The 14769-nt window shown below is 58.2% G+C and carries 11 protein-coding genes; 3 read left to right on the forward strand and 8 right to left on the reverse strand.

Annotated features, from left to right (window positions below; translation table 11 throughout):
* The first annotated feature begins 142 nt into the window (after positions 1-142).
* A complete protein-coding gene (locus tag ACP4QI_RS16265; protein ID WP_156264357.1) occupies positions 143-565 on the forward strand; it encodes a DoxX family protein in 423 nt (140 codons plus the stop codon).
* Between the two features lie 48 nt (positions 566-613).
* On the opposite strand, the gene glyA is transcribed toward ACP4QI_RS16265, so the two are convergent.
* On the reverse strand, positions 614-1867 hold the full coding sequence (gene glyA / locus ACP4QI_RS16270) for a serine hydroxymethyltransferase (protein ID WP_142486720.1): 1254 nt from the start codon (positions 1865-1867) through the stop codon (positions 614-616).
* A 305-nt stretch (positions 1868-2172) separates the two neighbouring features.
* Here glyA and hmpA point away from each other — a divergent pair, with 305 nt between their 5' ends.
* Entirely contained in the window at positions 2173-3363 is a 1191-nt protein-coding gene (gene hmpA, locus ACP4QI_RS16275; protein ID WP_426495839.1) for an NO-inducible flavohemoprotein, read from the forward strand.
* Positions 3364-3451: 88 nt separating this feature from the next.
* Here hmpA and glnB read toward each other — a convergent pair whose 3' ends face one another.
* The 5 genes from glnB to purL form a co-directional block, all read right to left on the reverse strand.
* A complete protein-coding gene (gene glnB / locus ACP4QI_RS16280) occupies positions 3452-3790 on the reverse strand; it encodes a nitrogen regulatory protein P-II (protein WP_039029746.1) in 339 nt (112 codons plus the stop codon).
* 79 nt (positions 3791-3869) lie between these two features.
* Entirely contained in the window at positions 3870-5207 is a 1338-nt protein-coding gene (gene glrR / locus ACP4QI_RS16285; protein ID WP_426495840.1) for a two-component system response regulator GlrR, read from the reverse strand.
* A complete protein-coding gene (qseG, locus tag ACP4QI_RS16290) occupies positions 5204-5962 on the reverse strand; it encodes a two-component system QseEF-associated lipoprotein QseG (RefSeq protein WP_156264361.1) in 759 nt (252 codons plus the stop codon). Before qseG ends, glrR begins: the two co-directional genes overlap by 4 nt.
* Positions 5959-7392 (reverse strand): two component system sensor histidine kinase QseE/GlrK, encoded by a 1434-nt coding sequence (qseE, locus tag ACP4QI_RS16295; RefSeq protein ID WP_197090536.1) that lies wholly within the window; start codon positions 7390-7392, stop codon positions 5959-5961. The genes qseG and qseE overlap by 4 nt, the downstream gene beginning before the upstream one ends.
* 577 nt (positions 7393-7969) lie before the next feature.
* Complete coding sequence (gene purL, locus ACP4QI_RS16300; protein ID WP_426495841.1) at positions 7970-11857, reverse strand: phosphoribosylformylglycinamidine synthase; 3888 nt, start codon at positions 11855-11857, stop codon at positions 7970-7972.
* 268 nt (positions 11858-12125) lie between these two features.
* Here purL and mltF point away from each other — a divergent pair, with 268 nt between their 5' ends.
* Positions 12126-13682, forward strand: coding sequence for a membrane-bound lytic murein transglycosylase MltF (gene mltF / locus ACP4QI_RS16305; RefSeq protein ID WP_426495842.1), 1557 nt, complete (start codon positions 12126-12128; stop codon positions 13680-13682).
* Here the strand turns inward: mltF and tadA are convergent.
* Together tadA and yfhb are read right to left on the reverse strand one after the other, a co-directional pair.
* A complete protein-coding gene (gene tadA / locus ACP4QI_RS16310) occupies positions 13564-14103 on the reverse strand; it encodes a tRNA adenosine(34) deaminase TadA (protein WP_156264365.1) in 540 nt (179 codons plus the stop codon). The genes mltF and tadA overlap by 119 nt on opposite strands.
* A gap of 30 nt (positions 14104-14133) precedes the next feature.
* On the reverse strand, positions 14134-14769 hold the full coding sequence (gene yfhb / locus ACP4QI_RS16315; RefSeq protein WP_142486728.1) for a phosphatidylglycerophosphatase C: 636 nt from the start codon (positions 14767-14769) through the stop codon (positions 14134-14136).

The following is a 14769-nucleotide window of genomic DNA, read 5'->3' on the forward strand; positions in this document are numbered from 1 at the left end:
CGATAAAGCGCTAATTAAGCAAGTAGATAGCCTGCTATAAATTAACTGTTGCTTAACAAAAAAAGTGACCCGAATGGCTCATGGCAAGCGGCACAAATCTGTATTAGGGTTTAATTATCCTGCTCACATAGGTCATGCCGCTATGAACGCTATACGGTATTTCGATTTCGGTCAGTCCCGGGCGCTGATCCTGTTAATCGCCCGTCTCGCCCTTATCCTCCTGTTTATCATTTTCGGCGTGCCAAAAATGTTCGGTTTCGACGGCACGGTGCAATATATGGCGAAGCTGGGCGCCCCGATGCCGATGCTGGCGGCCATTGTGGCGGTGATCATGGAAGTGCCCGCTGCGATTCTGATCGTGCTCGGCTTTTTTACCCGCCCGCTGGCGGTGCTGTTCGTCTTTTATACTCTGGGTACGGCGGTGATTGGCCACCACTACTGGGATATGAGCGGCGATGCGGTGATGCCCAATATGATTAACTTCTTCAAGAACATCAGTATCGCTGGCGGATTTCTGCTGCTGGCGGTGGCCGGGCCGGGCGCTATCTCCATCGACCGGCGTTAGCCATAAAAAAAGGCCGCATACGCGGCCTTTTTGTTCTGCGAAGCAGACTTATGCGTAAACCGGGAAGCGCGCGCAGATATCCAGCACTTTGGCTTTCACGCGTTCGATAACGGCTTCGTCATTGATGTTGTCCAGCACGTCACACATCCAGCCAGCCAGCTCTTTCACTTCCGCTTCTTTGAAGCCGCGGCGAGTCACTGCCGGGGAACCGATACGGATACCGGAGGTAACGAACGGGCTCTTCGGATCGTTTGGTACGCTGTTTTTGTTGACGGTGATGTTGGCGCGGCCCAGGGCAGCGTCAGCTTCTTTACCGGTCAGGTTTTTATCAACCAGATCCAGCAGGAACAGGTGGTTTTCAGTCCCGCCGGAGACCACTTTGTAGCCACGGTTCAGGAACACTTCCACCATCGCTTTTGCGTTCTTAGCAACCTGCTGCTGGTAAACTTTGAACTCAGGCTCCATCGCTTCTTTCAGCGCCACGGCTTTCGCCGCGATCACGTGCATCAGCGGGCCACCCTGCGCGCTTGGGAAAACGGCAGAGTTCAGTTTTTTATACAGGTCTTCGTCACCGCCCTTCGCCAGGATCAGGCCACCGCGTGGACCCGCCAGGGTTTTGTGGGTGGTGGTGGTGACCACGTGAGCATGTGGAACCGGGTTCGGGTAAACGCCTGCGGCGATCAGACCGGCAACGTGCGCCATGTCGACGAACAGGTATGCGCCGATGCTGTCTGCGATTTCACGCATTTTTGCCCAGTCAACTACGCCGGAGTAAGCGGAGAAGCCACCGATGATCATCTTCGGCTTGTGCTCTTTGGCCTGCTTCGCCATGTCTTCGTAGTCAATTTTACCGGACTCATCAATACCGTAAGGGATGATGTTGTACAGTTTACCGGAGAAGTTAACCGGGGAGCCGTGAGTCAGGTGACCGCCCTGCGCCAGGTTCATACCCAGAACGGTATCGCCCGGCTGCAGCAGCGCGGTGTAGACCGCGAAGTTAGCCTGAGAGCCGGAGTGCGGCTGCACGTTAGCGTAGTCTGCGCCAAACAGCTCTTTGGCACGGTCGATCGCCAGCTGTTCAACGATATCTACGTACTCGCAACCGCCGTAGTAGCGCTTGCCCGGGTAACCTTCAGCGTATTTGTTGGTCAGCTGAGAGCCCTGCGCCTGCATAACGCGCGGGCTGGTATAGTTTTCGGAGGCGATCAGTTCGATGTGCTCTTCCTGACGTACTTTTTCCTGCTCCATAGCCTGCCACAGTTCGGCATCATAATCGGCAATGTTCATTTCACGCTTTAACATCCGCATCTCCTGACTCAGCTAACAAGTAAATTTTTGCCTGAAAAAGGCAGTCCAGTTGGACGACGGGCAACAGTATAACTGATTAGCAGAGTGATAACAGGTCTTGACAAACGATTTTACGCAAACGTTTACCTGCCCGCCACGCAAGGGTTTGAGGAATAACGCTCTCGCCCTGTAAAGTGGATTTCTTTTCAGGTTTGTGATGCAGTTAATTCAAGTTGCAAAGAACCATTTACAACGCAGGGTTATTTTTTATAAGATGCATATAAAATACATCATTAAAGTAACATTTGAAGGAAGCTGCTATGTTAGACGCTCAAACCATCGCTACCGTTAAAGCCACTATTCCCCTGCTGGTCGAAACCGGTCCTAAACTTACCGCCCATTTTTACGATCGCATGTTCGCGCACAACCCGGAGCTCAAAGAGATTTTCAACATGAGCAACCAGCGCAACGGCGACCAGCGCGAAGCGTTATTTAACGCCATTGCCGCGTACGCCAGCAACATCGAGAACCTGCCGGCGCTGCTGCCAGCGGTGGAAAAAATCGCCCAGAAACACACCAGCTTCCAGATCAAACCCGAGCAGTACAACATTGTTGGCAGCCATCTGCTGGCCACCCTGGATGAGATGTTCAGCCCGGGTCAGGAAGTGCTGGACGCATGGGGCAAAGCCTATGGCGTGCTGGCTAACGTCTTTATCAACCGTGAAGCGCAGATCTACAGCGAAAATGCCAGCAAGAATGGTGGATGGGAAGGTACGCGCGCGTTCCGTATCGTGGAAAAAACCCCGCGCAGCGCGCTGATTACCAGCTTTGAATTTGAGCCGGTGGACGGCCAGCCGGTGGCCGATTACCAGCCGGGCCAGTACCTGGGCGTGTGGCTGAAGCCGGAAGGCTTCCCGCATCAGGAGATCCGCCAGTACTCCCTGACCCGTAAGCCAAACGGAAAAGGCTACCGCATTGCGGTGAAACGCGAGGACGGTGGTCAGGTCTCCACATGGCTGCACGACGAAGCTAGCGTCGGTGATGTGGTGCATCTGGCCGCGCCAGCGGGCGATTTCTTTATGGCGGTGGATGCCAATACTCCGGTGACGCTGATCTCCGCCGGTGTCGGTCAGACCCCGATGCTGGCGATGCTGGATACCCTGGCGAAATCGCAGCATCAGGCGCAGGTTAACTGGTTCCACGCCGCAGAGAATGGTGAAGTGCATGCATTTTCTGATGAAGTGAAAGCCCTGGCTGCCGGTCTGCCGCACTTTACCGCCCATACCTGGTATCGCCTGCCGTCGGATGACGACCGTGCCGCAGCACGCTTCGACAGCGAAGGCCTGATGGCGTTAAGCGAGCATAAAGAGCAGTTCCACGCCTCGGAGATGCAGTTCTACGTCTGTGGCCCGGTGGCCTTTATGCAGTATGCCGCGGCGCAGCTGGTTGAGCTGGGCGTGAATAAAGACAACATTCACTACGAATGTTTTGGGCCGCATAAAGTGCTGTAATGCAAAAAGCCCCTCTCACGAGGGGCTTTTTTTTTGCCCGGCGGCGCTGCGCTTGCGCGGGCCTACGGGTTCATTGGGCAGTACTGCGTTAAATCGCGGCGTCGTCTTCTTCGCCGGTACGGATACGGATCACGCGCGACACGTCAAAGACGAAGATTTTGCCGTCACCGATTTTGCCGGTCTGCGCGGTGCGGATAATGGTATCCACGCAGGTCTCCACGATGTCGTCCGACACCACGATTTCAATTTTTACCTTCGGCAGGAAATCAACCATGTATTCCGCGCCACGGTACAGTTCAGTGTGGCCCTTCTGACGACCAAAGCCTTTCACCTCTGTCACCGTCATGCCGGTGATGCCGACTTCCGCCAGCGCTTCGCGTACATCATCCAGTTTGAAAGGTTTAATAATCGCATCAATCTTTTTCATGGTGGTCCTTAAACTTATGCCTGTCAGCTGCCTCGTAATCGGTTGCTCACAGTATCATATTCAGGCGGAATTTAGCGCATCACTCTTTAAAATCGTTTGCTTCCAGCTCATGGCGCGACAGCAGCTTATAAAACTCGGTGCGGTTGCGTCCGGCCATCCGCGCGGCGTGGGTCACGTTGCCTTTGGTGATCTGCAGTAATTTACGCAGATAGTTGAGCTCAAACTGGTTGCGGGCCTCAACGAAGGTCGGCAGAGCGGTGTTCTCCCCCTCCAGCGCCTGCTCCACCAGCGCATCGCCGATCACCGGCGAGGAGGTGAGCGCTACGCACTGCTCAATCACGTTCACCAGCTGGCGCACGTTACCGGGCCAGCTGGCGGTCATCAGCCGCTTCATGGCATCGGTGGAGAAGGCCCGCACAAACGGCTTATGCCGCTCGGCGGACTGGCGCAGCAGCTGCGTCGCCAGCAGCGGAATATCTTCCGCCCGCTCCGCCAGCGCCGGGATCTTCAGGTTGACGACGTTGAGGCGATAGAAGAGGTCTTCACGGAACTCGTTGCGCGCCATCGCCTTGGGCAGATCCCGGTGAGTGGCGGAGATAATGCGCACGTTGATGTCGATATCGCGGTTGCTGCCGAGCGGCCTGACCTTGCGCTCCTGTAGCACACGCAGCAGTTTGACCTGCAGCGGTGCCGGCATATCGCCAATTTCATCGAGGAACAGCGTCCCGCCTTCCGCAGCCTGGAACAGCCCTTCCCGGCTGCTGACCGCGCCAGTAAAGGCCCCACGCGCATGACCGAACAGCTCCGACTCCAGCAGCTGCTCGGGCAGCGCGCCGCAGTTAATAGCGATAAAGGCGTTTTTGCCGCGCGGGCTGGCGTTGTGGATCGCCTGGGCGAGGATCTCTTTCCCGGTGCCGCTCTGGCCGTTAATTAGCACGCTGACGTCGGACTGCGCCACCATCCGCGCCTGCTCCAGCAGCCGCAGCATGATCGGACTGCGGGTGACAATCGTCTCCCGCCACGTCTCATCGCCTGACGGCGCGGCGTGCTCCAGCGCATCGTCGATCGCCTTATAGAGCGCGTCTTTGTCCACCGGCTTGGTGAGGAAGCTAAAGACCCCCTGCTGGGTGGCCGCCACGGCATCCGGGATTGAGCCGTGGGCGGTGAGGATAATCACCGGCATACCGGGTTGCAGCTTCTGGATCTCGGTAAACAGCTGCATGCCGTCCATCTCATCCATCCGCAGATCGCTGATGACCAGATCGACCTTCTCGCGCCCCAGCACCTTCAGCCCTTCCTGACCGCTTTCGGCAGTCACCACGCTGTAGCCCTCGCTTACCAGACGCATGCCCAGCAGCTTCAGCAAGCCGGGGTCGTCATCCACCAGCAAAAGATGCGCAGGTTTTCGGCTTGTCATGGCTTTCCGTCCTCTTGTTTCGGGGTATCCGCCGCGTCGCCGTCAGCGGGCGGCGTCGCACTCTTTGGCGCATCCGGCAGATAGTTGCTGACCGGCTTACGGGTGGAGAGTTGCCGTTCAATATCGGTCAGGTTTTCCAGCTTCCGGGTAGTGGTGTCCAGCTGCGAGCGTAAATATTGCTGCTGCTGGCGCAGGTTATCCAGCTCACCGTCGGTCGTCTGCTGTAACTTGCCGTAGCGTGAACGCTCCTCCGCCAGCTGCAGCTGCAGCACCTGCCCGTGTCGCCATAGCTGATAGAGCGGGCGCACCTGGGCGGGGATCTGCGGGCTCAGCGCATCCAGCCGGGTGGTCAACACCCGCCGCTCCACCGGGTTAATTTTGGCATTTGCCAGCAGGAGCCCGCGTTTAAAGCTCTCCTGCCAGGTGTCATCGCTCCAGGTCCGCGCCTCTGCACGCGCCGCGGCGGGTGAGAGGCGATCCGCACAGTCCATGCCGCGCAGCCAGTAGAGCGGGTTGCTGTCGGTTTCCTGACCATGCAGCTGCCAGATATTATTGCAGTCGGTAGAAAGGAAGTCCGCCAGCTGATGTTCAGGCAATTTTTCATCCTGCTTGTCGCTGATGGCAGGCGTCGGCGCGTGGGTGACGCATCCGGCCAGCAGCAGGCAGGGAAGGCTCAGGCGGATAAAGTGGCCGGAAAATACCGCGTTAATGGCGCGGGAAAAGACGTGTGACATACTCACCAGACTTAGATTCATTTCAGTGATTTTTCCGACTCAAGCGGCAGTTCGATGCGAAAACAGACATCGGTACGGTCGTCAGTGACAAGATTAAGCTCTCCCTGCATACGACGAATACAGTCGCGGGCGATGCTCAGCCCCAGACCGCTTCCCTTAACCGCCCCTTTGCGTTGATGACTCCCCTGGAAAAAGGGTTCGAAGATCATCGTTTTTTCATCGTCGGGGATCGGGTTTCCGGTGTTGGCGACATCGATACAGACACGCGAGCCGTGCGTAAAACTGCGAATATAAATGGTACCGGATTCAATGCCATAGTGCACCGCGTTGGAATAAAGATTATCCAGCACGCTCATCAGCAGCATAGGTTCGGCTAAACAGGCGGGCGTCGAAAGTGCCAGTTCAGTATGCATCATTTTAGCCCGCGCAGGCAGGCTGTGGGCGGATAGCACCATATCCACCAGCGGTGCAAGCTCCACCCGCTCCAGCTCGGGTATCCCGTCGGCCAGTTTGCGGTTGTAGTCGAGCAGCTGCTCAATCAGCTTTTGCAGATTACGGCTGCTGGCATCGAGGATCTCAACAATTTCCCCTTGCTCAGGCGTCAGCGGCCCGGCGACCTCATCGGCCAGCAGCTCGGTCCCCTCGCGCATGCTGGCGAGCGGGGTTTTCAGTTCATGGGAGATGTGGCGTAAAAACTGATGACGCTGGGATTCGAGCCACGCCAGCCGTTCGGAGAGCCAGATGATGCGTTGTCCGACCGAGCGCAACTCGCGCGGGCCGGTAAAGACCACGGTATTGCCCAGCGAGCGCCCCTCCCCCAGCCGGTTGATCATCCGCTCAATGCCCTTCACCGGGCCGATGATCATGCGGGTGAAGAGCAGGACCAGCACCAGGCTAACCAGAAACAGCACCAGCGCCTGCCAGCCAAAGAACTGGCCGCGCTCGGCAATCTCCTGCTGGAGCTGCTGCCCGCGGGAGAAGATCACCGCCCGGGTCGCCTGGACCATTTCGGTATTGGCGTTGGCGAAGGCCTCCAGCCGGAGGGCGGACATCGCATCGGGGCCGCTGTTGAGGCACTGCAACTGCGCCAGCGCATTGATATCCTGACGCAACGCCTGATACAGCTTGTCGTCCGGCAACACCCCTGCATGGGCATCAAGCATTTCGCTGTAGCGCTTACGCTGATTTTGATACACGTTTGCCAGCGTCCTGTCGTCGAGCACGCAATACTGCCGATAGCTGCGCTCCATCTCCAGCGCGGCATTGGTCATCGCCTCGCTGCGGCGGGCATCAATCAGGGTGGTACGGTTGGTAAGCGCTGCCTGGGCGCTGAGCGCGTTCAGGCTCTGCCATGCCTGCCATGCCAGGACCAGCAAAGGCAGCAGGATCAGCAGGAATGCCATCATGACTAACTGTCGCAAGGAGCGAGGGAAAACAGACCAGCGTTTCAACGCATTACTCTTTTTTGCGAGGGGGTAAGAGGATGCTAGCTGGACAGCCCTTCAGATACAACAAAGCCGGGTTAAAAACCCGGCTTTGTTATGGAATGAGGCGGTGCCTAACTCGACGTTTCGCCCCGGGTCTGATAAAGCAGAGCTATGATCAGCAGTTGGACGGCAGGCACCTTTTTGTGCGTCATTCGAAGTTTATGTAGCGCGTCCCGAAGGGGCTGACATAAGAGGGTGAATGAGCCACTGGCTACTATTATGCAACAGATGTGCCATAATGCAAATAAAAATATTAAAGTGTTAATTTATATGATTTTTTATAGATGCCAGCGGTAATTTCGGATGGGATGATTTTCAGGCTATCTGTCGCTTATTAGCAACACCCTTGCAGGGTTATTCTGCGTCCTATAAAAATCAACAGGTTAAATGTCGTCAATTGGCGACATCACAATGTGAGGGTTGTCGCACATTTGCGACACTGGGGAATTGCCGGGCGGCACTGCGTTTGCACGGCCTACAAAACCTCACTCGGCTTTGTAGGCCCGGTAAGCGAAGCGCCACCGGGCACAACAACGATCTCTTAACCTAACTGCTTACGCGCGTTGCGGAAGATACGCATCCACGGGCTGTCCTCGCCCCAGTTCTCCGGGTGCCAGGAGTTGCTGACGGTACGGAATACGCGCTCAGGGTGCGGCATCATCACCGTAACGCGACCGCTTTCGCTGGTCACTGCGGTGATGCCATTGGCTGAACCGTTCGGGTTCGCCGGGTAGGTTTGCGTGACTTTACCGAAGTTATCGACAAAGCGCAGCGCCACCAGACCTTTGCTCTCCAGCTCCGCCAGATGCGCGGCGTTACGTACTTCCACCTGCCCTTCACCGTGAGATACCGCGATTGGCATTTGGGAACCCACCATGCCCTGCAGCAGCAGAGAAGGGCTCTGGGTCACTTCCACCAGGCTGAAACGCGCTTCGAAGCGATCGGACTGGTTACGCACAAAGCGCGGCCAGGCTTCGCTGCCCGGGATCAGCTCGCGCAGGTTCGACATCATCTGGCAGCCGTTGCAGACGCCCAGGGCCAGAGTCTGCGGACGGTGGAAGAAGGTTTCGAACTCGTCGCGAACGCGGTCGTTAAAGAGGATGGATTTCGCCCAGCCTTCGCCCGCACCCAGCACGTCACCGTAAGAGAAGCCGCCGCACGCCACCAGCGCCTGGAAATCGGCCAGACCGGTACGGCCTGCCAGCAGGTCGCTCATATGGACGTCGATGGCATCGAAGCCCGCACGGTGGAAGGCGGCCGCCATCTCCACGTGGGAGTTCACGCCCTGCTCGCGCAGAACCGCGACTTTCGGACGGGCACCCTTCGCGATATACGGCGCGGCAATGTCTTCATTGATGTCGAACGACAGCTTCACGTTCAGGCCCGGATCCTGGTCGTTAGCTTTCGCCTCGTGCTCCTGATCGGCACACGCCGGGTTGTCGCGCAGACGCTGCATCTGCCAGGTGGTTTCTGCCCACCACATGCGCAGCGTAGAGCGGCTTTCGGCAAAGACGGTCTGACCGTTGGCCTCGATAACAAAGCGATCCCCGGTCACCGCTTTACCCATGTAGTGTACGCAGTCGCCCAGACCGTGCTGGGCCAGCAGCGCTTCCACCGCTTCGCGATCGGCCGCACGTACCTGAATCACGGCACCCAGCTCTTCGTTGAACAGCGCCGCCAGACGATCGTCGCCCAGGCTGGCAATGTTGGCTTCCACGCCGCAGTGGCCGGTGAAGGTCATCTCGGCCAGGGTAACCAGCAGGCCGCCGTCGGAACGGTCGTGGTAGGCCAGCAGTTTACGTTGGGCTACCAGCGCCTGAATGGCGTCGTAGAACCCTTTCAGCTGCGCCACGTCGCGCACGTCAGCAGCCTTGTCTCCCAGCTGGCGGTAAACCTGTGCCAGCGCGGTGGCACCCAGCGCGTTATGACCTTTACCCAGGTCAATCAGCAGCAGGGCGTTGTCTTCGGTGGATAGCTGCGGGGTGATGGTGTGACGCACATCTTCCACGCGAGCGAAGGCGGTGATCACCAGCGACAGCGGCGAGGTCATCTCACGCTGCTCGCTGCCTTCCTGCCAGCGGGTTTTCATCGACATGGAGTCTTTGCCCACCGGAATGGTCAGGCCCAGCGCCGGGCAGAGTTCTTCCCCCACCGCTTTCACCGCTTCATACAGCCCGGCGTCTTCGCCCGGGTGACCGGCTGCGGCCATCCAGTTGGCGGAGAGCTTGATGCGTTTGATATCGCCAATCTGGGTGGCGGCGATGTTGGTCAGCGCTTCACCCACCGCCAGGCGGGCAGAGGCCGCGAAGTCCAGCAGCGCAACCGGGGAACGTTCGCCCAGCGCCATCGCTTCACCGTAGTAGCTGTCGAGGCTGGCGGTGGTTACCGCGCAGTTCGCCACCGGCACCTGCCACGGACCTACCATCTGATCGCGGGCAACCATGCCGGTCACGGTGCGGTCACCGATGGTAACGAGGAAAGTTTTTTCCGCCACGGCCGGCAGATGCAGAACGCGGTTAACCGCCTCGGCAACGGTCACACCCTGCAGGTCGAGGGCTTTGCCGCTGGCTTTACGGGTCCGTACGTCGCGGGTCATCTTCGGCGTTTTGCCCAGCAGCACGTCCAGCGGCAGATCGATCGGCTGGTTGTCAAAGTGGGTATCGCTTAAGGAAAGATGCATCTCTTCGGTGGCTTCACCGATCACCGCGTACGGCGCACGCTCGCGGCGGCACAGCTCATCGAACAGCGGCAGCTGATCCGGCGCAACGGCCAGCACGTAGCGCTCCTGGGATTCGTTACACCAGATCTCCAGCGGGCTCATGCCTGGCTCATCGCTCAGGATGTCGCGCAGGTTGAAGCGGCCGCCGCGGTTGCCATCGCTCACCAGCTCCGGCATGGCGTTGGAAAGACCGCCCGCGCCCACGTCGTGAATAAAGAGAATTGGGTTGGCATCGCCCAGCTGCCAGCAGCGGTCGATCACCTCCTGGCAACGACGTTCCATCTCCGGGTTGTCGCGCTGTACGGAGGCAAAATCGAGATCCGCATCAGACTGACCGGAGGCCATCGACGAAGCCGCCCCGCCGCCCAGGCCGATGTTCATCGCCGGGCCACCCAGCACGATCAGCTTCGCACCGACGACGATCTCGCCTTTCTGCACGTGATCGGCGCGGATGTTGCCGATCCCGCCCGCCAGCATGATCGGTTTGTGGTACCCGCGCAGCTCTTCGCCGTTGTGGCTGTCCACTTTCTCTTCGTAGGTACGGAAGTAACCGTTCAGGGCCGGACGACCAAATTCGTTGTTAAAGGCCGCGCCGCCCAGCGGGCCGTCGGTCATGATGTCCAGGGCGGTAACAATGCGCTCCGGCTTGCCGAAGTCCTCTTCCCACGGCTGTTCAAAGCCCGGGATACGCAGGTTGGAGACGGAGAAGCCCACCAGACCCGCTTTTGGTTTAGCCCCGCGTCCGGTGGCACCTTCGTCACGGATTTCGCCGCCGGAGCCGGTTGCGGCACCCGGCCATGGCGAGATCGCCGTCGGGTGGTTATGCGTTTCGACTTTCATCAGGATATGCGCAGGCTCCTGGTGGAAGTCATAGCGCCCTGCTTCGCGATCGGCGAAGAAGCGGCCCACCTCGGAACCTTCCATTACCGCGGCGTTGTCTTTGTATGCAGACAGCACGTGGTCAGGAGTTTTCTCCATGGTGTTTTTGATCATTTTGAACAGCGACTTCGGCTGCTGCTCGCCGTCGATAACCCAGTCAGCGTTGAAGATCTTATGGCGGCAGTGTTCAGAGTTGGCCTGCGCGAACATATAAAGTTCGATGTCGTTCGGGTTGCGGTTCAACTTAACGAACGCGTCCTGCAGGTAGTCGATTTCATCTTCGGCCAGCGCCAGGCCCAGACGCAGGTTGGCGTCAATCAGTGCCTGACGGCCCTCGCCCAGCAGGTCCACGCTCTGGACTGGCGCAGGCTGATGGTGGGAGAAGAGCTGCTGTGCGTCATCCAGAGAGGCGAACACACTCTCCATCATGCGGTCGTGCAGTTCGCTTGCCACAACGGCCCACTGGGCGTCGGTCAGAGTGGAGGCTTCAACGTAATACGCCACGCCGCGCTCCAGACGATCAATCTGGCTCAGACCACAGTTGCGGGCGATGTCGGTTGCTTTAGAAGACCAGGGGGAGATGGTGCCCGGACGAGGCGTAACCAGCAGAAGTTTACCGTTCGGGGTATGGCTGCTCAGGCTTGGGCCGTACTTCAGCAGGCGCTCAAGCCGGACTAAATCCTCTGCCGTTAAGGGAGCATTCAGGTCAGCAAAATGGACATACTCAGCGTAAATATTGCTTACCGGAAGGTCGGCCGCCTGAAAACGTGCCAGCAGTTTGTTGATACGGAAGGCAGACAGTGCAGGCGAACCACGCAGAATTTCCATCATAAGTCTCTCGTCTTCGAAGCGCCGGAGGCGCTTACAGTGTGCGCAAGGGGGGAAAACGGGCGCCATTATAGTGGATCCTGCGCGCCGACGAAACCGTTTGCGTCGTAATAAAATCGACGTTGTCATTTAGCAGGAGATGTTGCAGCTCCCGCTAATAAGTTGCCAAGTGGCGTTACTTTGCGCAAAATGCCGCGAAATCTTTGGTAATACTTGTTTTTACTATGGCCCACATAAACCAGAACAATACACAGCACATAGAATCAACTTATTGAAAAAATTAAAGATTAATTATCTGTTCATCGGCATAGTGACCTTGCTGCTGGCAACGGCCCTGTGGCCTTCAATCCCCTGGTTCAGCAAAGCCGAAAACCGCATCGCCGCTATTCAGGCGCGGGGGGAGCTGCGCGTCAGTACCTTGTCCTCACCGCTGACCTATAGCGCGATCAACAATAAAGTGATTGGCCTGGATTACGAACTGGCGCAGCACTTTGCAGACTACCTGGGCGTAAAGCTCAAAGTGACCGTACGCCAGAACATCAGTCAGCTGTTTGACGACCTGGATAATGGCGATGCCGATTTGCTGGCCGCCGGGCTGGTCTATAACAGCGAACGTAGCAAGAACTATCAGCCGGGCCCCACCTATTACTCTGTCTCACAGCAGCTGGTCTATCGCGTAGGCAGCCTGCGCCCGCGCACCCTTGCCGGTCTGACAGCAGAACAGCTCACCGTCGCACCGGGGCATGTGGTAATTGACGACCTGCGGGCGCTGAAAGAGAAGAAGTACCCTAACCTCAACTGGACGGTGGATGAGAAGCGGGGCACCACGGCGCTGCTGGAGCAGGTCACCGACGGCAAACTGCCTTACACCATCGCTGATTCGGTCGCCATTAGCCTGTTCCAGCGTGTCCACCCGGAGCTGGCGGTGGCGCTGGACGTCACTGACGAGCAGCCCGTCACCTGGTTCAGCCCCCTTGATGCCGACCAGACGCTCTCTGCCGCGATGCTCGATTTCTTCAACGGGATGAATGAGGACGGCACCCTTGCGCGGCTGGAGGAGAAATACCTCGGCCACGGGGATGACTTTGACTATGTTGATACCCGCAGCTTCCTGCGCGCCGTGGATAACGTGCTGCCGGATCTGAAGCCGCTGTTTGAGAAATATGCGCAGGAGATTGACTGGCGTCTGCTGGCCGCTATCTCGTATCAGGAGTCGCACTGGGACGCACAGGCTACCTCACCTACCGGCGTGCGCGGCCTGATGATGCTGACCAAAAACACCGCCCAGAGCCTGGGCCTGACCGACCGCACCGATGCCGAGCAGAGCATCAGCGGTGGCGCACGTTATCTGCAGGATATGATGGCTAAGGTGCCGGAGACGGTGCCGGAAGAAGAACGGATCTGGTTTGCGCTGGCGGCCTACAACATGGGATACGCCCATATGATCGATGCCCGCGCCCTGACGGCAAAAACCAAAGGCAATCCCGACAGCTGGTCTGACGTCAAACAGCGCCTGCCGCTGCTGAGTCAGAAGCCGTATTACAGCAAGTTAACCTATGGCTATGCGCGCGGCCACGAGGCGTACGCCTACGTGGAGAATATCCGCAAATACCAGATAAGCCTGGTGGGGTATCTGATGGAGAAAGAGAGAGAGGCGCAGGCGGCACAGCAGCTGGCGCAAAGTTATCCGGTAGTATCGCCGGATGAGCTTACTCGCCCGATAACTTCAATTCTGCCTTTTGTCTCTTTTTCTGCTGACGCCGCATTCGAAAGAACTCACTTAGCATCTCCGAACACGCTGGTGCCAGCACCCCTCCCAACACATTGACCTGATGGTTCATGCCGGGATGTCTGAGCACGTCCAGCAGCGAACCTGCCGCCCCGGTTTTTTCATCCCGCGCACCAAACACCACCGTGCCGATCCGGCTGTGGATCATGGCACCGGAGCACATGACGCAGGGTTCGAGGGTAACGTAGAGCGTGGTGTCCAGCAGGCGGTAGTTTTGCAGTACCAGTCCGCCCTGGCGCAGGGCCATGATTTCGGCATGGGCAGTCGGGTCGTGACGCCCAATCGGGCGGTTCCAGCCTTCGCCAATCACCTGGTTATTGTGGACCAGCACGGCGCCCACCGGGACTTCACCCTCTTCCCAGGCGCGTTTGGCAAGCTGGAGCGCATGGCGCATCCAGTATTCATGATTGAGTTCAAGGTCGGACAACGCAGCATACTCCAGTCTGAAAAGCGGGCGCATTATACACACCCGCTATGCATAATCACAAAATCATTCCAGTTGCTGCAGTTCACCAAGGGGCGTGACGCGCCAGCGGTGCTGGCAGAAGTAAAGGAGGGGGTTGTCCTGCTTGCTGTCGCTGTAGCCGCTGTAGAGCCGCAGCGGGGTGCCGATTTTTTTCTCCAGCTGCACCACCTTCTCGTGGCCGAGGCAGCGCATGGTCAGCACCCAGCCACCGTACGCGCGCCCCATCTGGGTGGCAATCAGGTTGACGCGCGGCAGCCAGGGGGTATCGAAATAGACCTGCTCGACCAGCGGCTGCGGCGAGCCGGTGATCAGCCAGATGTCAGCATCGTTGGCGTTGAGGTAGTTGGTGAGCCGCTCCTGAACCACCGGGAAGGCGGTGACATGCCCGCGAAACCAGGTGACAAACTCTTTCTCCAGCTGTTTGAGTCGCGCTTCGCTGTGACCGAAGGTGCAGCCCCACAGCAGCAGGCTCATCGGCCAGCGGGCGGCGCGGCCTTTAATCAGCAACGCGCCGCCGATGATGGGAAGCAGGGGTAACACGAGCAGGGCATTCAGGGGCTGTCGGCGCAGCAAATAGCGCATAAAGGTGCCGAACATATCCTGCTGATGCAGCGTTCCGTCCAGATCGAAAAAGACTACGCGACGCTCGTGATTGACCAA

The sequence above is a fragment of the Leclercia sp. TB492 genome (genome assembly GCF_049974505.2).
Classification (GTDB): Bacteria; Pseudomonadota; Gammaproteobacteria; order Enterobacterales; family Enterobacteriaceae; genus Enterobacter; species Enterobacter adecarboxylatus_C.